Raw genomic sequence first — 20,707 nt, 5'->3', positions numbered from 1 at the left:
TGATTAGAAGAGTTCATCGTTGTTGATCAGCTCATCGAGCTCTTTATCCACCTTAATCTTGATCTCATGTTCAATCTTAACGTTAAGGTTGATAACGATAGGCTTTTCCGGTGGCTCTATCTTGACCGTTGGCGTGCAGCCGCCCATGAGCAGCACGGCGGCCAGGCTCAGGGTTATCGTCGGCAAGGTTAGCAATTTCTTCACAGTGCTTCCTTAATCTGGTTGAAAATTTCATTGGCTATGGTCTTAGTGTAGATCCCTAAGATGACCATAGGCTGAACGTTTGGCGCTGAACTAGTTGGCCATGGCGCGCTCGATTTCGCTTTGCAGTCTATCACCGATTTGTAAACTCTTGAGTAACTGCAACATATTCTCTTCTTGAGCGTAATTCAAATGGATAGGGCGTTCAATATCTTTGGCCCGTCCTTTCACCTGGACTTTAAGCAAGGCATCGCCGTTGGGGGCCATGTCGAAACTGCTGGACAGCTGGGTGTAGTGCAGCTCTTCCAGTGCCGAGAAGGCAAAATCGAGATAGGGTTGTGACAGGCGCATCTGCAGCACGGCCGGATTGTCATCTACCTTGATGAGCCCGCCCGGTGCGCGCGCCGCCAACTGACCCTGGGTGATGTTCACCTGGCCATCTTCTAGCCGGACCGGCAGTACGCCATCGAAGATGCCGTCGGCATAGATGCCTGTTTGTGGCTGCGCCGCCAGTAGCTGTTCGAGATCCAGCCCCTGTAGCACCAGATAGGCGGAGGAGGGAGCGCCCAGGTTGAGGTCGAAGATGGGCAGTAGGATCTCGCCGCCCAGGGTATTGGCCCTGGCATCGAGTTTTACATCGGCGCCACTCAGCACCATGTCATCCTCAGCCTTTCTATCGAGCGACGCATCATTCGCTCCCTGGGTCAGATCCAACTTGAGTTTGGCATGAGCGTTAATGTCGGTCAGCAACACCCCCGGGTTGAAGGCGGCGACATCGAGCGACAGGGGATCACAGCTAAACTTAGCCCATAGTGCCTGCGCGCCTTTTACGCCTGCTAGCTGGCATTGGCCGCTAAACTCGGCCTGTTCGAACGGCAGGGCGTTAAGGCTGCCCTCGCTGAGCTTGACCTCTGGGGTTAAGGCAAACCTAAAGTCCATGTTATCGCCGTGCCAATTGAGGCGATGCTTGCTGGTCAGGGCGATATCGCCGATCAAGGAGTCTTCAAGGGGCTCGCCTGCCAAGCGCGTCAGGCGTTTGATCAGCTCGTTGGCGTCACTTGTCAGGGTGAGAGCCCCCTTAAGTACTTGAGGTGTCAAACTGTTTGAAAGCGCCAGGTGATGCTCGCTCGCAAACGGCAGGCCGTCGATATTCCACTGCTCAAGGGTGGTCAGCCCATAGTGCTCGATGGCATTGCTTTTTAGTGAATCGCCTTTGCGCAAATGTGGCTGTGCTTTAATCAAGTCATCTGGTGCTTGGATCAAATTTTTTGATGGCATCTGGCTCATTGTCGCGAAAGGTGTAGTTACTTTTTTGGGCTCTGTTAGCGGCTCAATGCCATGCCATTGCAGCGATTGACTAAGGTTGGCGCTAGGCAGCTTAATGAGCGTCTTGCGGCGCAATTTATTGAGGCGAAGCCTCTCTTGAGTCAGCTTAAGGTTGGTCAGCCGGTAGTCTATGCTACTCTGCCAGGGCGCTGCTAGCAGGGCATCTGGCGAAAATGAGAAGGCAGCTGCAGGCTCGTCAGGGTTAGCCTTTGCATCGGCTTTTGTGTCTGAGTCGTCCCTGGCCGATTGAGGCGTTAGCCTAATGGTCTGTGTCGCCAGCCTCAGTTCGTCCAGGTTGAGCCGCATAGTTTGGGTCTGAGCATGAGTCTGTGCCTGCTGTTGCGTTTTAGTCTGACCCTGAGCTTGGTTATTAGCTTGGGCCTGAGCCTGAACTTGAGCCTGATCCTTAACGGCTTTCTGTTCGCTTGCGGCGAGCGAAATTACCTTAGCCTCAATGGGTGGGATAAGCAGAGTTTGCTCATCCAGGCGCACGGGGTTCACTGCTTCAAGCACTAGCTCAGTTGCAAATAGCTCACGCTGATTTTGGGCAAGCTCATGTAGCGGCGACGTATTTGGAGTGTCGGCCGTTAAGGGAGCAGGCATAACAAGATGAGGGGAGTGGGTCACGCTCTTAAAGTGACTCAGCTCGGCGAGTATGGGGTTGCCTTGCGCAAGGGAGAAATGGCCGGCGCCCAGTGTGGTGCGAGTCTGTTCGCTGGTAAGCCTAGCGAGTAACTCGTAGGTTAACTTGTTAGCCTCACTGCTCGCCGTGCCTTGCTTATTGTCATTTGTTGGCCAACTGAGATGGTGCCCGTCGATTGTGACATTTAACCCTTGCCAGTCAAGCCTTAGCGCCGGCTCTGGCCCTGCTTTTAGGGTGAGATGCATAGGCTCAGGTATCTCTGTGGCTATTTTACTTGCGCCGACCTTAAGATCCTGATGAGTAAACTCGGGCTGGGTCAGAGCGAGCTGGCCTGCCAACGTCAACTCGAGAGCGCTCGATTCCGGGCCTCTCGTGTCATTAGCACTTGCTGTCGTCGGTTCAGCTTGCCGTGCATCGAGCCTGCCTTGGATTTTCAGGTTTGCGGCGGCCAGGTTCAGGCGATTTTCTATGTTTGGCTTCTTCGCTATGTTTGGCTTCTTCGCTATGTTTGCTCTATTCCCTCTGGCCGGTTCGCTTTCTGCAATGGTTTCACAGCCTTGGCTTGTCTGCAGATCTTGCACTGTTTTTGGCTGTGGGTATGGCGGCAGCATGAGGCACAGTGGCAGCTTTAGCTGAGTTTCAATTTGCCAGTCGCCGATGAGTTGCCTGGCAGAGAGAGAGCTTGCCTGTCGCGTCTCCGCAGGCTCAGTTGTTTGCCTGACTTTTTGCTTTGATTCTTGGGAGGCCTCTTGCGGTGTTATCTTAGCTAATTTGGCCTGCTCGAGCCTGGCACTTAGCACAGCGCCCTGAGTGGCTATTTTGGCGGTGATAGTGCCAAGCGTCAGTGTTTGATCCTTGATGGCAAGGTTCAGCGCCTCGGCGCTTCGCTGCGCGTCGTTTGTTTGTGTCTCTCGCACCTCATTCACCTGGTTAACGCTGGTTGGCGCGCCGAGTGCGAGGGCGACTTCTACCGTCTGCTCATTCGGTGACTGGGCTTTAAGCGCCGTTAGCAGCGCGCCAAACGATGCGGATTCCCCGGCCAGTTCTCTGAGCTGCGTAAGTGAAGTGCTGCTGGTGAGCAAAAAGGGGGATAGGGTAAGATGCAGATCGTTTAGGGGGCCACTAAGGTCAACTGCCATGCTCTTAGCCGAATGAGCATGACGGGTTTGAGCATGACTAGATTGAGCATGATCGTTTTGCTCTTGACTAGATGGAGCATGGCTGTTCACGGCTATGGCGATCGCCGGCGACAGTGGCTGGTCAGCGAGCCGTTTCAGGGTGATGTTCAGATCGTTAAACTCATGGCGGGAGTGAAGTTCGCCTTTGATAAGGTCTAACTCGCCTTGGGAACTGAGACTGCCGCTTAGGGAAAACGCCTGGGTTAAACGCGCGTTGACATCATGCAATGCAGCCACCATAAGGGGCACCTCAACGAGGGCTGGCGTCTGTTGCCCTGCCGACGAAGCTGATCTTGAGCTTATTTTTGGCGCATTAGATGTCAGCGAGCTGAGTTCGCCGATAAGGCGGCCGAGGGGCTCGAATTCGAGTCGGCTAGAGAGTTGCCAGCGCGTCTTGTCGAGTGTCGCCGCCAGGGTCAATAGCGGCGCCCGATAGAAGCTAAGGCCGCCGGTGAGCTGGCCTCGATTGTCCAGGTTAAGATAATCGAGTTTGAGTCCCAGTGGTTGAGACCTAGCGCCCAGGCCTGGTGACTGTTTGCCTAGCAGGTTAAAGCTTATTTCACCCAGGGCGATCTGGGGCAGAGCGCCTAAGTTTAGGGCGCTGCTGGCACCTGAGTCTTGCTGGCGACCCAAGCTGTCAAAGTAGTCTTGGCTGAGGGATACCTGTGCGCGGCGCACGGCGAGAGATTCTATCTGTGCCAGGCCGATTGGCGTAGATAGCCAGTCTTTGGCGAGCGTTAGCCCAACATCCTCGAGCCTCACCAGATTGTTGTCGACCTTAAGCAGTGCCATGGGCAGCTTAAGATCCATGAGATCGGCAGGGCTGAGCCGCAGCGTTTCTATGCTGATACCGGCATCCGTTAGATAGGGGTTGGCGAGACGTTTGACCAGATTTTCCAGTTGACTCGCCACTAGCACGAAGAGCAGCAGGGACAGCAGCAAGGCGCCGGCGAGTAATTTAGTGATGCGGGAGGTGAAAAAACGTCGCGACATCTGTCCCTGTCTCTGGTTGTTTTGCCTTAGTTAGCTTTAGCTTTCTGGCTTTAGTTGTTTAGCTTACGTCGTTTTGCTTTGCCATTTATCGGCGCTAACAGTTCTATTTTAGCTCGCTTACCCCAAGGCCTGATGTTAATCAGAGGGCGCCCTATAGATGCGGCGCCTGGTTCTCTATATTTGGCCAAATATCGGGCCAAATATCGGCTCAAGCCGGATCTGGTTTACACATGCCCAGCCAAATCCTGTTAAGACTCCGCCTCAGGCAGCCAGCGGATGTGTGTGCTAAGGGTATGGGACTCGCCCGGTGCCAGTTCGACCCTATCTTCCAACACGTTGGCGGCCTCGAGGCAGACCATGGTGAGATAGTCCTGAGGGTTAAAGCGTGACAGACGCTTGGATTTCTCTATCCACGGATTCCAGAGCACCGCCGAGTGACTGTTGTCGCGGCGCACCTCGATGATCCCCTGTGGGGTGTGCAGCAACTGGCAGCCGCCTAGCTGGGTGTAGACGCGGTCGGTTTCCCGATCAAACAGTACCTCATCGCCCGCTTGAGGGTAGGGGCCTTCACCAAATTCGATATAGCGGGCACCGCTAAAGCCGCTGGCCTTTAGCGTGTGAATATCCTCGATAGGGAAATAGGTGTGCAGCGCCTGGGTCAGGTTGATGGGCGCGTCTCCCAAGTTGGTGTTGACCAGGCTGACACTGAGGCTATCGCTCAGGGTGAAGATCAGCTCGACCCGGCTCGGATGGGCCCAGTACTGCCTATCGTCATCGTTTATGGTCAGGCTAAACTTGAGTTCGACCACCTGATCGCGCATCTGCACCGCATCTAAGTTCCACAGACGGGTTCGGGCGAAGCCGTGCTGCGGCCACTGCGGGTTTTCATGCATGCCAAACCAAGGCCAGCAGACAGGAATGCCGCCACGAATGCCGCTGCCGGGCTGATAATCGTCGGCGCTCGATACCCAAAGCAGCGGGGCTTGTCCCTTAGGCTGAAACCTGTCTATCTGGGCACCTTGCATGAATATGCGTGCCTGACAGAGATCGGTATCGACCTCGACATATTCGAGTCCTTGGGGATGTTTCTTGACGGTTACAGAACCCATAAATGCTCCTCACGAGTTAGGCCGGGCGGGTAAATCATTTGATGACCTAGCTTACAGAGTTTTATCCCTAAGCTGTAGTATGACATTGATTGTTTTTGTGCTTTTCAAGGTCGAGGGGAATTCAGCCTGGTTTAAGGGCTGTATTTTTGAGCAGATTTGGGTAAAGTGGTCGGAGCACTATAGTTGAGCGAGCGCTAATAAGCCTACCTGCGCCTGTTCGTTTTGGAATTCGACAATAGAAGGAATAAGGAATGCCAATCTATCAAGCTCCACTGCGCGACTATCAGTTTATTCTCTCCGAGTTACTCAATATCTATGAGCGAGACGACCTTCAGGGATTCGATGAGATCGACGCCGAATTGAGTGACGCTATCCTTCAAGGGGTCGCCGACTTTACCACAGAGATCATGCTGCCGCTCAACAGCAAAGGTGATGTTGAGGGCTGCCAGCTGGTCGAGGGCCAGGTGCGTGCCCCCCAAGGGTTTAAAGAGGCCTATCGCCAATATGTTGATAATGGCTGGGCGACGCTGACCAGCGATCCTGAATATGGTGGTCAGGGGCTTCCCGAGTGCATCGGCGTGTTTGCCACCGAGATGAAGACCGCGACCAATATGGCCTTCGCCATGTACCCGGGGCTAACCCACGGCGCCTACGCCGCCATTCATGCCCACGGCAGCGACGCGCTTAAGGCCAAGTATCTCGAAAAGCTGGTGTCGGGCGAATGGACAGGCACCATGAATCTGACCGAGGCCCATGCGGGCACGGATCTGGCGCTGCTGCGTACCAAGGCCAAGCCGGTGGGCGAGGACACCTATGCCATCAGCGGTGAGAAGATCTTTATCTCCTCAGGGGATCATGATCTGGCCGAAAACATAGTGCATCTTGTGCTGGCGCGCCTGCCCGATGCGCCGGCAGGGGTGAAGGGGATCTCCCTGTTCGCCGTGCCTAAATATCTGGTGAAAGAGGATGGCAGCTTAGGCTGTCAAAACGGCGTCGAGGCCAGCGCCCTAGAACATAAGATGGGTATTCATGGTAACTCTACCTGTGTCATGGTGTTCGATGGTGCCATCGGCGAGCTGGTGGGCGAACCCCATCAGGGGCTTAAAGCCATGTTCACCATGATGAACGAGGCGAGACTCGGTGTGGGTGTGCAGGGGCTTGGGGTGTCTGAGATCGCCTATCAAAATGCCCTGAGCTATGCCAGAGAGCGTCTACAGGGGCGCGCCCTGAGCGGCGTGAAGGCGGGCGAGCAGCCGGCCGATCCTATTCTGGTTCACGGCGATGTCAGACGCATGTTGATGGCTCAGAAAGCCTTTAACCAGGGCGCAAGGGCGCTGATGGGTCAGCAGGCGCTTTGGCTCGACGAGTCCCATCGTCATCAGGATAAGGCCAAGGTGGCTACGGCGGCCAAGTTAGCGGCGTTGTTTACCCCTGTGGTGAAAGGTTTCGTGACAGATCAAGGCTTTAAGGCCTGTGTCGATGCCCAGCAGGTCTATGGTGGCCATGGCTATATCCACGAGTGGGGCATGGAGCAGTTTGTGCGCGATAGCCGTATCGCCATGATCTACGAGGGCACCAATGGCGTTCAGGCGCTGGATTTGGTTGGGCGTAAACTGCTCGCCGATAAGGGCGAGGCCCTCGGACTCTGGTCTGAGATGGTTAAGCCCTTCCTGGCCGAGCACCTCGAGGATGAGACGCTTAAACCTTACCTGCTGCCACTGATGGAGGCCATCACAGATCTCGAGAAGGCGACCCAGTATATCGTTGCCAATGGCGTTAAGAATCCCGACATCATAGGCGCCGCCTCCATGGGGTATCTGCAGATCTTAGGCATAGTCGCGCTGGGCTGGATGTGGGCCCGCATGGCGGTGTCGGCTAACCAGGCGATAGCAGGTGGTGAAGAGGATGCCTTCTATGCCAATAAGCTCATTACCGCCAGGTTCTACATGAGTTACTGGGCTCCGCAAACCCGCAGTTTCCGCTACCAGATGGAGCGCAGCTGCGAGCTGCTGACTCAGTTACAAGACAGCGATTTTGACTAAACCAGATTCGACTCAGCCAGATTTGCATGAGCAAGTTAGGATTGAGCCAGATTCTATCTAGCAAGAAGGGCCGCAAGGCCCTTTTTTAATGCCCTATCACTTGGCCATTAAAAGAGTAAGCGACAGGGTAATGGCGTTAGCGCATGAAATGCAGCAAACGGTTGTTGGCCGGCATCTCATGGTCGGCCTGCAGATTGAGGCCTGCCGCCTTGGCGAGCTCAGTTATCCATTCGATGTCGCGAATGCCGCTGTGGATGTTGCGATGCTTGAGCCAGATATCGAACTGGCGATTGCTCTCGCTGGTGTATTGATTGTGATAGTTGAAGGGGCCATAGACACAGAGGTTGCCTGTGTCGCTGAGGTGGCGTTCAACGCCCTTAAAGAAGTCGACCACCATGGCCTCACCCATGATATGCAGGGTGTTGGCACTGAAGATCCCGTCGACCTCTCCCGGTGTGAGCGGCCAGGGGGCGGTGACATCCAGGGGAACGGGCGGCGCGATATTATCGCCGCCCTGCAGCTCGATGCGCCGCGCTAGCGGCCCGATAAACTGCGGCTGATCGCTGGGGCACCAGGTGAGGTGGGGCAGGTGGGAGGCAAAGAATACCGCGTGCTGACCCGTGCCGCTGCCGATCTCCAGAACCCGGCGCGTCGTCTTAAAGCTTTGTTGCAGCACCGCCAAAATCGGCGCCTTGTTGTTTTCGCAAGATTGTGAAAAGAGGAGTTGGCTTAATGACATAAGGCGGCGCAAGTTATGTTGGTGACTGTGATGACACAATTTACGCGAGTTTAAATGGCGCGTGCAAGCAAAAAGCGCCCGAAGGCGCTTTCTATTTAGGGTGTTTTTTTACCCTATTACTTGGCAACAGGTTCGCTGGTGAGATCGATGCGGTACACCGCAAAGCCCAATGCATCGGGCTCGGCCAACTTCTGCATGTTACGCAGTTGGTTGTCGTTGATGAACTTGTCTGCCTTGTCGCTGTTTTGGGTCTCGAAGCGAATATCTAGCGCCACCTGGGTGCTGATGGTCTTGAAGTCCCAGTTGTAGTCGGCTCTTGGGTCGACCATGCAGTCATAGCCGCCCTGATCGTTTGGCTTGGACTGCGCTGTGATATAGGCTGCCAGTGCCTCGCGGTTGGTGTCTGGCAGTTCCATCACCACATAATCAGACCCCGTACCGGCAAACTTGCCGCCGAAGGCGCGGTAGTTGTTAAAGGCCACGATAAAGGTCTGGCTGAGCAGGCCGTTGGGCCTGGCGAACCCGAGTGCCGCCTGGCGAATTATAGAGAGATGAAATGTAAAAACTGTGACAATAAGCCACTGTTTATGTGACAGTTTGTATCGGCTTGCTGTGTTTTGCTGACGCCTTGAGCAAGTTGTTGCCTAATTGCACAACCTGCCGGTTTGACGACATAAAAAAAGCACGCCTGAGCGTGCTTTTTGTTAACGTGTCGACAGACTTATCTGCGACTTACAGGGCCGATTACTTGGCTAGTAGGCCACGGCTGCGAAGCAGTGGTTCGATCCCCGCTTCTTTACCGCGGAACTGCTTGTAGAGCTGCATAGGATCGTCGCTGCCGCCTTGAGACAGTACGTTGTTTCTAAAGGCGTCGGCGGTTGCCTTGTCGAAGATACCGTTCTCTTTGAACGCCTCGAAGGCATCGGCGCCCAGAATATCAGACCAGAGGTAGCTGTAGTAACCGGCAGAGTAACCACCCGAGAAGATGTGTGAGAAGTAGGTGCTGCGATAGCGCGGCGCGATCTCCTCAATCAGTCCCATCTTGCTGAGCGAGTCGGCTTCAAACTTGGCGGCATCCTTAGGTTCGAAGTCACTTAGGGTGTGCCAGTCGAGATCCAGCTTGGTCGCCGCCATATATTCTACCGTGGCAAAGCCCTGGTTGAACTTGCTGGCCGCCTGAATCTTTTCGACCAGAGACTGAGGGATCACCTCACCCGTCTTGTAGTGCTTGGCAAATTGTGCCAGTACTTCGGGTTGCGTCATCCAGTTTTCCATGACCTGTGACGGGAACTCAACATAGTCACGTGGTACCGAGGTGCCAGCCTGTGAGCGATACTCAACGTCTGACAGCATGGCGTGCAGGGCATGACCAAACTCGTGGAACAGGGTACTGGCTTCATCGAAGGTCAGCAGCGCCGGCTCATCGCCCACGGGACGTGGGTAGTTAAGCACGTTGACGATAATCGGCTTAGACTCGACGCCGTGCATTCTATATTGCTGGCGGTAAGAGTTTGCCCAGGCCCCGCCACGCTTGCTGTCACGTACATAGTAGTCGCCCAGAAAGATTGCCATCAGAGAACCGTCTTTGTCATACACTTCCCAGGTACGCACTTCATCGTTGTACTTAGGCAGATCGGTGCGCTCCTTGACCGTGATGCCGTAGAGACGATTGGCGGTGTAGAAGACACCCTTCAACGTGTTTTCCAGGGAGAAGTAGGGACGGGTTTCCTGCTCGTTAAAGCTGTATTTGGCCACACGGATCTTGTCGGCATAGTACCACCAGTCCCATGCGGCTAGCTTGAAGTTTCCGCCTTCTTCGTCGATCAGTTTCTGCATCACGGCGACCTCAGCCTTGGCCTGGCCAAGTGCGGCAGGCCATACCTTGTCTAGCAGGCCGTAGACGTTTTCGGGTGTCTTGGCGGTGCGCTCTTCGAGGACGAAGTGGGCATGGCTCTTGTAGCCCATCAGCTGAGCACGCTCGGCACGAAGGGCCGCCATCTGGGCCAGGATTTTCTTGTTATCGTGGGCGTTATTATTGTTGCCACGCTCGATGTAACCCTTGTAGATCTTCTCACGCAGCTCGCGGTTGTCGGCATAGGTGAGGAAAGGGGTAATAGATGGACGTTGAGTGGTGAACACCCATTTGCCCAGATGACCTTTCTTCTCGGCAGTTTGCGCGGCGGTGTTGATCACATCTTGAGGCAGACCAGCGAGATCGGCTGGATTGTCGATCACCAGCTCGAAGGCGTTGGTCTCGGCCAGCAGGTTGTCGCCAAACTCCAGGCTCAGCTTGCCGATCTTCTCGTTTAAGGCTCTCAGTTTAACCTTGTCGGCATCGCTCAGGTTTGCGCCGCCACGGGTGAAAGACTTGTAGGTATCTTCCAGCAACTTCTGCTGGGCCGTGTTTAGCGTCAGGCTATCACGCTGGTCGTAGACGGCCTTAACGCGCTTGAATAGCTTGTCGTTGAGCAGGATATCGTCACCGGCGGCAGACAGCATAGGTGAAACCTCTTTCGAGATCGCCTGTAGCTGCTCGTTGGTGTCGGCACTGGTCAGGTTGTAGAAGACGCTAGCCACCTTAGTGGTGAGATCGCCAGAAAATTCCATGGCTTCGATGGTGTTGGTGAAGGTAGGGGCGGCTGGGTTGTCGATTATGGCCTGGATCTCAGCCTTATGTTGAGCGATACCCGCCTTGAAGGCTGGCAGATAGTGCTCTGGCTTGATCTTGTCAAAATCTGGCATGCCCAAAAAGGTGTCGTAGGGCTTAAAGAAGGGGTTGCCGGCGTTGTTGTCTATGATGCGCTGCGCAACCACATTGGGTGCGACTTCCGCTTCCTGGCTGCTTCCACTTTGGGCGCTACAGCCACCTAATGCGATGGCAAGTGCCATGGCGGATACGATTGGCTTGAGGGTCAATCCCTTCATATTCAAATCCCCGATGATTAATTTGTTATAGGCTACGATCTGGTGTCGTAACTGAGTTTTGTTGCCGAAAAGGCTGCGGATATCCGAACTTAACTTGCCTGAGTTTGGATATTAAAACGCTTATTATCATGGTTCTGACGGCTAAATCTATCGATTTTGTGCTTTGTTTGTAACAAATGTTTTGAATTGCCTGTTTTTGCATCCTAAATGGATGCATGTGTGGCAAAATGCGTCAACCTGACGTTAATAATGATAATAAGATATGCCCCTTAAATTCCCCTTAAACCCTGTCGGCGCCATGTGTCTGCTATTGACCAGCACGCTTTCTTTGGCCGCTCCCCAAGTCACTTCACTGGCAAACTTAAAAGTGGGTTCAGAAGTCGCCCCTGCAGTAGGCTCAAGCGTTGCCCAGGCGCCCAGCGTCTCGCCGCTGGCCGAGGAGATTGCCGACTATGCCCTTAGCACCTATGGCGAGCAGACCATAGCGGCACTGTCGACCCTGATCCCCTATAAGACGATAGAGACAGAGGGGATGACGCCGCTGACCCACCCCGAGTTTATCGGTTTCAAGGCGCAATTAAAGGCGCTAAGTGAGAGCCTGGAGCTAGATTACAGCGACAGAGGCTATGTGGTGCTCATCGGCTTGGGTGAGGCAGAAGATAAGCTTGGGGTGATCACCCATGGTGATGTGCAGCCCGCCGACGCCAGCTTCTGGCAGCAGGATCCCTTTATTCTGGACCGTGAGTCTCAGCCTGGTTACCTGATTGGCCGCGGCACCGAAGATGACAAGGGGCCGATAGTCACGGCCATGTACGCCATGAAGGCGATTAAAGACAAGGGCGTGGCGCTTAACCGGCGAATCGAACTCCTGGTCTATTTGGCAGAAGAGTCAGACTGGGCGCCCTTGAAGGCCCTCTTAAAGGATTTTACCCCCGCCAGCCTGAATATCACCATAGATGCCGAATACCCAGTGGTCACGGCCGAGAAGGGTTGGAGTGAGATCCGCCTGACCATTCCCAAGGTGAACCAGGCCAATGAAGCGTTCTCTAGCAAGCTGGCCCGTTTAGCCTTGTTTCGTGGCGGCGCCTTCGCCAGTCAGGTGCCCCAGCAGGCCCAGGCCAAGATTTCAGGATTGGATCCGGCCAGTGTCGCTGCTCTGAAAGAGAAGTCCGGCGCTCTGCAGGGGATGCGCTATCAATTTACCCAGGAGGGAGAGGCGATTTCCATCACGGCCCTTGGCAAATCGACTCACTCCTCGACCCCAGAGGCCGGGGTCAATGCCGTGACCCATCTGGCCGAGCTGCTAAGGGGCATTCGTTTTGCGCGCAGCGAAGCATCGCTCACGGTTCAGTTTATCCAGCAGATGGTGGGATTGGGACTCTATGGTGAGCAGTTTGGTGATATCGCCTATCAAGATGATTTCATGGGCCCGATGACGCTGGCTGCGACCCTGGTTAAGCCCAACGAGCAGGGCACAGAGATAGTGCTTAATCTAAGGCGCCCCGTTGGCAAGACGCCTAGCCAGCTGGATCTCGAGACCCACAAGGCGCTTGAGGGCTGGCAGGCGCAGCACCAGGTGGCGCTAACGGGTGTAGAGACCTACTGGGGTGAGCCCAAGCTGATGGATAAGGCGCCGCACCTGTCGACCCTGTTGTCCGTGTTTGGTCACTTTACCGATACGCCATCGCCTAAGCCTGTGGCCATCGGCGGGTCGACCAACAGCAAGCTGTTTCCCAATGCATTAAGTTTTGGCCCGGCCATGCCAGGGGTGGAATATACAGGTCATAGCGAGCATGAATTTATCACCGAGGCGCAGTTCATGCTTAATTTGCAGATATATACTGCAGCCTTTGTGGAGCTGGCGGCATCGAGCGGGCCTTCATCAACAAAGCTGTCATCACCAAAGCTTTCATTAAAAAGGCAGGCATCGACGAGCGAATAATGAGTAATTGAGCTTGGCTAAATAACCTGAATTATTTTAAGGTTATTAGGGCCTGTTGACCTTTTGAGAACAAATTTTGTTCTAATTGAGCACGTTCAAATCACGGCTCGAGGCTTGAGATATAGTTATTCTATATAAAAGCCGAGTAACAAAGAGTTGAACGTGCTCAAGACGAACCCTGCGGGCAGCGTCTGTATCATTTTTCTACTGCGTTATCGCTCATTTATCTAGCACACTAGATTGCAATCGCTCTGCCTTGTATAAAATCGATACAGAATGCTGCAAAAATGAACGCGAAAGATAAACAGGCCCTAGTCTTTGTTGATAATTATCAATGACTTTTTTATTGCCATAGATAAGCATAGTTAACGTCTTTGTACCCAGAAGAATAATAATATGAAAAACAATCAACCTGTCACACAGAAAGAGAAGGTGTTCGCGCCCGATACTATCTTGCTGTCGACCACAGATCTTAAAGGTCAGATCAAGTACACCAATCCCAGCTTCGCCCAAGTCTCCGAGTTTTCCCAGGATGAACTCTACCGTCAGCCCCATAATATCGTGCGCCACCCAGACATGCCGCCGGCGGCATTCGAGTCTATGTGGTCGCGGCTCAAGCAGGGTAAGCCCTGGATTGGCATAGTAAAGAATCGCGCCAAGTCAGGCGATCATTACTGGGTCAATGCCTATGTGGCGCCCGTGCTGGAAGGTGGCGAGGTGCATGAGTATCAGTCGGTACGCAGGAAGGCGACCCAGGCGCAGATTGATAACGCCGAGGCCATCTATGGTGCATTGAATGCCGGCAAACAGCCCAGTTCCCTTAAGGCGGCGCGTCTCGGGTTTGCCAAGCGCCTGGGTCTGGTCTTGCTGCTCAGTCTCGGCCTGGCGGTCGGCCTGGCCGGCTACTCGCCACTGCTGGCGCTGCTGGTGGCCGCGGCTGTTGGCCTGACGGGGCTCTATCTGACGCTTAAGCCATTTAATGCCCTGGTTAAACAGGCAAGCGATATCATAGAGGATCCCCTGGCGACCGCCGTCTACTGCGGGCGTCAGGATGAGCTGGGTAAACTGGGTTTTGCCCTGCAATACCTGCTGACGGAAACCGGCGGCGCCGTAGGGCGCATGGCGGACTCGGCCGAATCGATTCAGTCGCTGAGTGTTAGCCTGAATGAGACCATCAGCCATACCCGAGAGCGCGCCGACGGTCAGAGTCAGCAGACCAGCCAGGCGGCGACGGCGGTGGAGGAGATGAGCGCCAGTTTCAACGAGGTGAGCCAGAATATTCAATTGGCGGCCGAAGAGATGTCCATGAGCCATGAGGCAGCAGAGAAGGGCCATGAGCTGCTCGAAGAGGTGATCAACGCCATCAAGGGGCTGCATCAGGAGGTGAGTAACTTCTCTGCCGTGGTGGCCTCAATCGAACAGGACAGTCAGGAGATCAATGAGGTGCTGGAGGTGATCCGCGGTATCGCCGAGCAGACTAACCTGTTGGCGTTAAATGCCGCCATCGAGGCGGCCCGCGCCGGCGAGTCGGGTAGGGGCTTCGCCGTGGTGGCCGATGAGGTGCGCCAGTTGTCGAGCCGTACCAGTGAATCAACCAGCCATATTGAGGCGATTGTCAGTAAGTTCAGAGACAGCACCCTCAAGGCCAGCCAGACTATGCAGGCAGGTCAGCGTCAGGCGCAGCACTCGGTTGGCCTGGCTCAGCAGGTCGATGCTTTCTTTGAGGAGCTACGTGCCTCGATCGACAGGCTTAATCAGATGAGCGATGCCAACGCCGCGGCCATGAGCCAGCAGACGGCGGTGGCCAGCGAGATCAGCCAGTCGATTCAGTTGATCAACGAGCTGGCACTGGCCAGTCTTCGTCAAACACAGGATGCCGAGGAACGGGGAGAGCAGATAGCGCGCCTGTCGGCTAAGACCCATCATCTGTCTCAGCAGTTCTGGCGTCAGAGCCTGCGAATGAAATGAAAAAATGAGCTTTAAGAAATGAGTGTTAAGAAATGAATGTGAAAAAGGGAAGCTAGGCTTCCCTTTTTTTGTTTTTAGCATTAATCGTTTATCGCGTTATACCAATCAAAGTAAACATGTGATCAGAAATAGCGCAGGCAAAACGCTTGAGAACAAAGCAGGTTTTTTAGATAAGTAGTTATTCTACAATTAAAAATACTAATACAATTATCGAGCGTTTTAACAAGCTAGCATGATCAATTATTTATTACGATTGGTATTAATAGCCTGCGGCAGCACTGCCTGCGCGGCGGGGATCTGAGGCGCCAAACAACCCCTCGTCGGTGATCATGATGGACTGGGTCGAGCCCATGGCATCTTTCACACTCACCTTATGGCCTCTCGCCTCCAGCAGCGAGATAGTGTCACGATTGAGGCTCTTCTCCACTCGCAGTTCGTCCGGTAGCCATTGGTGATGTACGCGGCTGGCGTAGCTGGCCTCGGCAATATTGAGTCCATGATCGATCACATTCATGATGATCTGCATGGTAGTGTTGATGATGCGTGCGCCGCCCGGACTGCCGGTGACGATAAAGGGTTTGCCATCTTTCATCACTATGGTGGGGCTCATGGAGCTGAGCGGACGCTTGCCGCCTTCTACCGCATTGGCATCGCCGCCGATCAGGCCGTAGCCGTTAGGTACCCCGGGTTTGGCCGAGAAGTCATCCATCTCGTTGTTAAGCAAAATACCCGTGCCTTGTGCCACTAAGCCGGAGCCATAGCTGAAATTCAGGGTATAGGTGTTGGCGACGGCGTTGCCCCACTTGTCTACCACTGAGTAGTGGGTGGTTTGTGGGCTCTCGTAGCCACTAAGCTTGCCTGGGGCGATTTCGCTGCTTGGGGTGACGCGATTGATAGCGATCCCCTTGGCGCGTGATTTGGCATAGTCTTTACTTATCAGCGTGTTAACCGGTACCTCGACAAAGTCGGGGTCGCCTAAGTATTCGCTGCGATCGGCATAGGCGCGTTTCATCACCTCGGCCATCAGATGCAGGGTATCGGCGGTGTTATGGCCGAGCTTGGCGATGGGGTAAGGCTCGAGCATGTTGAGCATCTCGATAATGTGTATACCACCGGATGAGGGCGGCGGCATGGAGATCACCTGATAGCCGCGGTATTCACCCTGGACGGGCTGACGCTCGATGACGCGATACTGTTTGAGATCGTCCATCGTCATGATCCCGCCGGCCTGGGTGACGCTGGCAACTATCTTCTCGGCGGTTTCCCCCTCGTAAAAGCCCTTGCTACCCTGTTGTTTGATCAGCTTGAGTGAGTGGGCCAGCTCCTTCTGCGTCAGGGTGTCGCCTATGTCGAAGTTGCTGCCATCGGGGCGGTAGAATATCGCCTTCGAGCTCGGCCACTGGGCGATTCGGCGTTTCAGTCCGGCAAGCGAGGTGGCCAGATCTGCGGTGACGCTGATGCCTTGCTCGGCAAGTTTAATGGCGGGCTCGATCACCTGCACCATGGTCATGGTGCCGTATTTCTCAAGTGCCAGTTCCATGCCCATGACGGTGCCGGGAACGCCGACGGCCAGGCCATGTTCGCGGCTGAGCTTAACCACCGCATCGCCATTTTCGTCGAGAAAGATATCCTTGTGGGCACGCTTAGGGGCAACCTCACGATAATCGATGGCGACAGTCTTGTTACCCTCGGCCAGATGTACCAGCATGAAGCCACCACCGCCTATGTTGCCCGCCCTTGGCAGGGTAACCGCCAGGGCAAAACCGACGGCCACCGCCGCATCGACCGCATTGCCGCCTTGCTTGAGAATATCGACGCCTACTTGTGTCGCGATCGCTTCTTGGCTGGCTACCATGCCATGCTTGGCCCAGATGGGTTGTACCGTGGCGCTGTGGCTGTAGATGGAGGTTTCTGTGGCCTGGGCAAACTGGCCTGCAACGAGTGGCAGGCTGAGGCTGATGGCAAAGAGAAGGCTTTTTATTGGGTGCACACGGCGTCCTTAGTGTTAATTGAAATAATCGCTTTAAGCGTAATAAGAATGTTGAGCATAATAAAAGTGTTAAGCTACTGGGTCATGTAGCCTGCTTTTCAATGTGCCGATTATGATAGTTGAAATCAAGCCATCTTTTAAGGAGATTGATTTGGAGCGAAGCGAAACGACGTCATCATTTTCGATTCAAGCGGTAAACCAGATGTCGCTTATCGGTGAGAGGGTATGGGACGGCCTGATGGGCGAGACCAATCCCTTCTGTCGTTATGGCTTTCTGCATGCGCTGGAGCTCAGTGGCTGCGTGGGAGAGCAGACTGGTTGGCGCCCCTTGCATCTGGTGGTGAGTGAGATTCAATGCGAAAGCCCAGAAGAAAGATGCGATAGCTTAGATGAAAGAAGCGACAGCTTTGATGAAAGAAGCGACAGCTCTGATGAAAGAAGCCGCAGCGGGCTCGATCCCAACAAGATACTGGCGGTGATGCCCCTTTATCTCAAGGGCCACTCCTACGGCGAATATGTGTTCGACTGGGCCTGGGCCCAGGCCTATGAGCGTCACGGACGCGACTATTACCCTAAGCTGGTCAACGCCATCCCCTTTACCCCAGTGACCGGGCCGCGCATCGGCCTGAGAAAAGACCTATCCGATGCACTAAAGGCCAGATTGATCGGCGCACTGGGTGAGTATCTAGGCCGGCTGGCTAAAACCTGCTCGGCATCGAGCTGGCACAGCCTGTTTTTAGCCGAAAACGAACGACTCACCCTAACCAAGCAGGGGCATCTTGAGCGCCTCGGCACTCAGTTTCATTGGTTTAATAAAGGCTATCGAAGCTTCGATGATTTTCTCTCGCGGCTGACCAGTCGCAGGCGCAAGTCGATCCTCAAGGAGCGCCGGCCCCTTGTAAACGCTGGGCTTAGGTTTCGTTTCGTCGAAGGGCCAGATATCACAGCGGCAGAGCTTAATCATTTTGTGCATTGCTACCAGCGCACCTATTACAAGCGATCAGGTCATCAGGGCTATCTAAATGCCGCCTTCTTCGAGACCCTGGTGGAGCAGATACCGGGATGTGTACGCCTCTTGATGGTGGAGCGTGTGGCTCATAATAAGTCTCTTGATGGACAGCATCAGGATAACTGCCAACAGGCCGATAGCCTATCGGAGGATACGGCCGTCAAGGTTGCGGCGGCGCTCTATCTTGTCGGCCAAGAGTGCCTCTATGGCCGTTACTGGGGCACCCTGGAGGAGATAGCCGGGCTGCATTTCGAGGCCTGCTACTATCAGGGGATCGAGTATGCCATCGCCAAGGGGTTTAACAAATTTGATGCCGGTGCCCAAGGTGAGCATAAGGTGCTCAGAGGGTTTGAGCCGGTGACCACCTATTCGGTGCACGAGATCCTAGATAGTGACTTTCGCCGTGCCATCGCCGATTTTGTCCTGCAGGAACGACAGGCAGTAACCACCTACATGAGTGAACTTGAGACCATACTGCCTTTTAAGCGCCGCTAACGGAAAAGGGAAAAAGATGGTGTTTGCTAGGGCCTGTTGACCTTTTGAGAACAAATTTTGTTCTAATTGAGCACGTACAAATCGCGATTCGAGGCTTGAGATATAGTTATTCTATATAAAAGCCGAGTAACAAAGAGTTGAACGTGCTCAAGACGAACCCTGCGGGCAGCGTCTGTATCATTTTTCTACTGCGTTATCGCTCATTGATGTAGTGCACTACATGACAATCGCTCTACCTTGTATAAAAGCGATACAGAATGCTGCAAAATTGAACGCGAAAGATAAACAGGCCCTAGTGATCGCAATTACCGATTAGCCTAGGACCAGCCAGAAACCAACCCCTATCATCAAGGAGCCCGCGATGCGATTAAGCCATTTGATGTTGTCACCCTTGGCCAGAAACAGCTTGAGTGACTTGCCGCCGCTGGCGTAGGCCAGCATGCTGACAAATTCGGTCATCATGATGATCGCTAATAACAGGCTCAGCTGTGGCGCCACGGCGCGCTCGACATCGATAAAAGGAGGCAGCAGGGAGATCATGAAGGCCCAACCCTTGGGATTGGCGATGGCAGTGACAAAACCCTGTGAGATCAACGCCTGGTTGCTGATCTGCGTGCTCTGATCATCGAGACTCGCCATCTTGCCCTTGGCGCGCCACATCTGAATGCCGATATAGCCAAGATACGCACCGCCTACCCATTTGAGGATCTCGAAGATCTGTGGGTAGTTGAGCATCATGGCGGCAACACCCATCACGGCCGCAACGGCCACCAGGGCAACCCCGGCCAGTTCACCTATCATCATCCACAGGGTGCGGCGCACGCCTATGCTCATGCCCAGTGTCATCGCCAGTGTCATGCACATGCCTGGCGTAATGGAGACAAAGAAGAAGGTTGGCAGAAAAACGGCAATGAGAATATGTTCTGACATCTGATTGTGAAAGTCGCGACTTTGGTAAATGACTCGGCAGGCTAGTGTAGTGATTTATCGCTTCGCTGCAAAGAAAAAACCAGCCTAGATGGCTGGTTTTCTTGATCTCGCGCTACGTCTAATGGGCGTGGGTTTAGAGTACGCCGCGACGTACCTGATCGCGCTCAATCGATTCGAACAGGGCCTTGAAGTTACCTTCGCCGAAGCCCAGGTTGTTCTTGCGCTGGATGATCTCGATGAAGATAGGGCCAAACAGGTTCTTGGTGAAGATCTGTAGCAGATAGCCATTCTCGTCGCCGTCGACCAGGATCTGGTGATGCTTGATACGCTCTCTGTCTTCGGTCACCTGTGGCAGCTTGTTGAAGATGGTGTCGTAGTATTCTGGGATGATGTCCAGGGTCTGAATCGAGCTGCCTTCCATCGCATCCAGTGAGGCTACGATGTCGCGGCTGCGGAATGCCAGATGCTGTACGCCTGGGCCGTCATATTCTCTTAGGTACTCGTCGATCTGGTTTCTGTCATCGCCTTTACCTTCGTTAATTGGGATACAGAAGCTGCCATCGGGAGAGCGTAGGGCATAGGAGATAAGCGCCGTTTGCGAACCCTTGATGTCGAAGTAGCGTACTTCGGTAAAGCCGAAGATATCTTTATAGAAGTTCGACCAATGCTCCATGGTGCCCTTGTAGACGTTGTTGGTCAGGTGATCGACTTCGATAAAGCCTTTCTCCTGCACTATCTCTGGGTTTTCCAGGTCGACAAAGTCAGTGGCGTAGATGTTGTTGTCCGCGCCGAAGGTATCGATAAAGTAGATCAGGCTGTCGCCGATGCCGTAGATGGCCGGGTAGGGCAGATCTTTTACCTCATCGCCGGCAGGCTTGGCGCCACGGGCGACCGCACCTTCGAAGGCGAACTTAGCATCTTCTACGCGCCAGCCCATTGAGCTGATGGCAGGTCCGTGCTTCTTGGCAAATTCGGCAGAGAAGCCGCTTTTTTCATTGTTCAGCAGGAAGTTGATATCGTTTTGCTTGTAGTAGACGATATCTTTTTGCTTATGCTTCTTCAGTTTAGAGAAGCCAAAGTCGATGAAGACCTTGTGCATAAAGTCGAGATCTGGGGTGCAAAACTCGGTAAATTCGATGCCCAGTAATCCCAGTGGATTTTGTTCGCTTGCCATGTGAGTATCCTCGTTCAATTTGTTACAACCACAGTCACTCTGG

General features: G+C 54.1%; 12 protein-coding genes and 1 pseudogene. 4 read left to right on the top strand and 9 right to left on the bottom strand.

Annotation, left to right across the window (positions count from 1 at the left end; all coding sequences use genetic code 11):
- Nucleotides 1-3: 3 nt before the first annotated feature.
- The 3 genes from L1D47_RS10850 to L1D47_RS10840 form a co-directional block, all read right to left on the bottom strand.
- A complete protein-coding gene (locus L1D47_RS10850) occupies nt 4-147 on the bottom strand; it encodes a YnbE family lipoprotein (protein ID WP_160290154.1) in 144 nt (47 codons plus the stop codon).
- Between the two features lie 147 nt (nt 148-294).
- The gene (locus L1D47_RS10845; RefSeq protein WP_239884781.1) at nt 295-4,341 is read right to left on the bottom strand and encodes a YdbH domain-containing protein; all 4,047 of its coding nucleotides are present in this window, start codon (nt 4,339-4,341) and stop codon (nt 295-297) included.
- Nucleotides 4,342-4,589: 248 nt separating this feature from the next.
- Nucleotides 4,590-5,450 carry a D-hexose-6-phosphate mutarotase gene (locus L1D47_RS10840; protein WP_239884779.1) on the bottom strand — a complete coding sequence of 287 codons (861 nt, stop codon included), beginning with the start codon at nt 5,448-5,450 and terminating at the stop codon, nt 4,590-4,592.
- Between the two features lie 251 nt (nt 5,451-5,701).
- On the opposite strand from L1D47_RS10840, the gene L1D47_RS10835 reads away from it, so the two are divergent.
- Nucleotides 5,702-7,492, top strand: a complete 1,791-nt coding sequence (locus tag L1D47_RS10835) for an acyl-CoA dehydrogenase C-terminal domain-containing protein (RefSeq protein ID WP_239884777.1) — start codon at nt 5,702-5,704, stop codon at nt 7,490-7,492.
- A 136-nt stretch (nt 7,493-7,628) separates the two neighbouring features.
- Here L1D47_RS10835 and L1D47_RS10830 read toward each other — a convergent pair whose 3' ends face one another.
- The 3 genes and pseudogenes from L1D47_RS10830 to L1D47_RS10820 form a co-directional block, all read right to left on the bottom strand.
- Nucleotides 7,629-8,231, bottom strand: a complete 603-nt coding sequence (locus L1D47_RS10830) for a DUF938 domain-containing protein (RefSeq protein WP_239884776.1) — start codon at nt 8,229-8,231, stop codon at nt 7,629-7,631.
- Between the two features lie 116 nt (nt 8,232-8,347).
- A pseudogene (locus tag L1D47_RS10825) lies at nt 8,348-8,728 on the bottom strand (2',3'-cyclic-nucleotide 2'-phosphodiesterase); the annotation flags it as partial.
- A 247-nt stretch (nt 8,729-8,975) separates the two neighbouring features.
- A complete protein-coding gene (locus L1D47_RS10820) occupies nt 8,976-11,156 on the bottom strand; it encodes a M3 family metallopeptidase (protein WP_239884774.1) in 2,181 nt (726 codons plus the stop codon).
- A 262-nt stretch (nt 11,157-11,418) separates the two neighbouring features.
- On the opposite strand from L1D47_RS10820, the gene L1D47_RS10815 reads away from it, so the two are divergent.
- Both L1D47_RS10815 and L1D47_RS10810 read left to right on the top strand, forming a co-directional pair.
- A complete protein-coding gene (locus L1D47_RS10815; RefSeq protein ID WP_239884771.1) occupies nt 11,419-13,098 on the top strand; it encodes a dipeptidase in 1,680 nt (559 codons plus the stop codon).
- Nucleotides 13,099-13,494: 396 nt separating this feature from the next.
- Nucleotides 13,495-15,066, top strand: a complete 1,572-nt coding sequence (locus tag L1D47_RS10810) for a PAS domain-containing methyl-accepting chemotaxis protein (RefSeq protein WP_239884769.1) — start codon at nt 13,495-13,497, stop codon at nt 15,064-15,066.
- A gap of 259 nt (nt 15,067-15,325) precedes the next feature.
- Here L1D47_RS10810 and ggt read toward each other — a convergent pair whose 3' ends face one another.
- Nucleotides 15,326-17,056, bottom strand: coding sequence for a gamma-glutamyltransferase (gene ggt / locus L1D47_RS10805; RefSeq protein WP_239884766.1), 1,731 nt, complete (start codon nt 17,054-17,056; stop codon nt 15,326-15,328).
- 202 nt (nt 17,057-17,258) lie between these two features.
- Between ggt and L1D47_RS10800 the strand changes: the two genes are divergently transcribed.
- Nucleotides 17,259-18,560: a peptidogalycan biosysnthesis protein gene (locus tag L1D47_RS10800; RefSeq protein WP_239884799.1), complete on the top strand. Its 1,302-nt coding sequence runs from the start codon at nt 17,259-17,261 to the stop codon at nt 18,558-18,560.
- Nucleotides 18,561-18,872: 312 nt separating this feature from the next.
- On the opposite strand, the gene L1D47_RS10795 is transcribed toward L1D47_RS10800, so the two are convergent.
- Both L1D47_RS10795 and hppD read right to left on the bottom strand, forming a co-directional pair.
- Nucleotides 18,873-19,490 carry a LysE family translocator gene (locus L1D47_RS10795; RefSeq protein WP_239884764.1) on the bottom strand — a complete coding sequence of 206 codons (618 nt, stop codon included), beginning with the start codon at nt 19,488-19,490 and terminating at the stop codon, nt 18,873-18,875.
- A 133-nt stretch (nt 19,491-19,623) separates the two neighbouring features.
- Nucleotides 19,624-20,664 (bottom strand): 4-hydroxyphenylpyruvate dioxygenase, encoded by a 1,041-nt coding sequence (gene hppD / locus L1D47_RS10790; RefSeq protein WP_239884762.1) that lies wholly within the window; start codon nt 20,662-20,664, stop codon nt 19,624-19,626.
- Between the last annotated feature and the right edge of the window lie 43 nt (nt 20,665-20,707).

This window comes from Shewanella sp. Isolate7, from assembly GCF_022398425.1.
GTDB lineage: Bacteria > Pseudomonadota > Gammaproteobacteria > Enterobacterales > Shewanellaceae > Shewanella.
This window is presented reverse-complemented; position numbering and strand designations above follow the sequence as displayed.

What these genes read in the sequence shown, in the direction of transcription:
- L1D47_RS10850 (WP_160290154.1), bottom strand. Translation starts at nt 147, where the DNA reads ATGGGCGGCTGCACGCCAACGGTCAAGATAGAGCCACCGGAAAAGCCT.
- L1D47_RS10845 (WP_239884781.1), bottom strand. Translation starts at nt 4,341, where the DNA reads ATGTCGCGACGTTTTTTCACCTCCCGCATCACTAAATTACTCGCCGGC.
- L1D47_RS10840 (WP_239884779.1), bottom strand. Translation starts at nt 5,450, where the DNA reads ATGGGTTCTGTAACCGTCAAGAAACATCCCCAAGGACTCGAATATGTC.
- L1D47_RS10835 (WP_239884777.1), top strand. Translation starts at nt 5,702, where the DNA reads ATGCCAATCTATCAAGCTCCACTGCGCGACTATCAGTTTATTCTCTCC.
- L1D47_RS10830 (WP_239884776.1), bottom strand. Translation starts at nt 8,231, where the DNA reads ATGTCATTAAGCCAACTCCTCTTTTCACAATCTTGCGAAAACAACAAG.
- L1D47_RS10820 (WP_239884774.1), bottom strand. Translation starts at nt 11,156, where the DNA reads ATGAAGGGATTGACCCTCAAGCCAATCGTATCCGCCATGGCACTTGCC.
- L1D47_RS10815 (WP_239884771.1), top strand. Translation starts at nt 11,419, where the DNA reads ATGCCCCTTAAATTCCCCTTAAACCCTGTCGGCGCCATGTGTCTGCTA.
- L1D47_RS10810 (WP_239884769.1), top strand. Translation starts at nt 13,495, where the DNA reads ATGAAAAACAATCAACCTGTCACACAGAAAGAGAAGGTGTTCGCGCCC.
- L1D47_RS10800 (WP_239884799.1), top strand. Translation starts at nt 17,259, where the DNA reads ATGTCGCTTATCGGTGAGAGGGTATGGGACGGCCTGATGGGCGAGACC.
- L1D47_RS10795 (WP_239884764.1), bottom strand. Translation starts at nt 19,490, where the DNA reads ATGTCAGAACATATTCTCATTGCCGTTTTTCTGCCAACCTTCTTCTTT.
- hppD (WP_239884762.1), bottom strand. Translation starts at nt 20,664, where the DNA reads ATGGCAAGCGAACAAAATCCACTGGGATTACTGGGCATCGAATTTACC.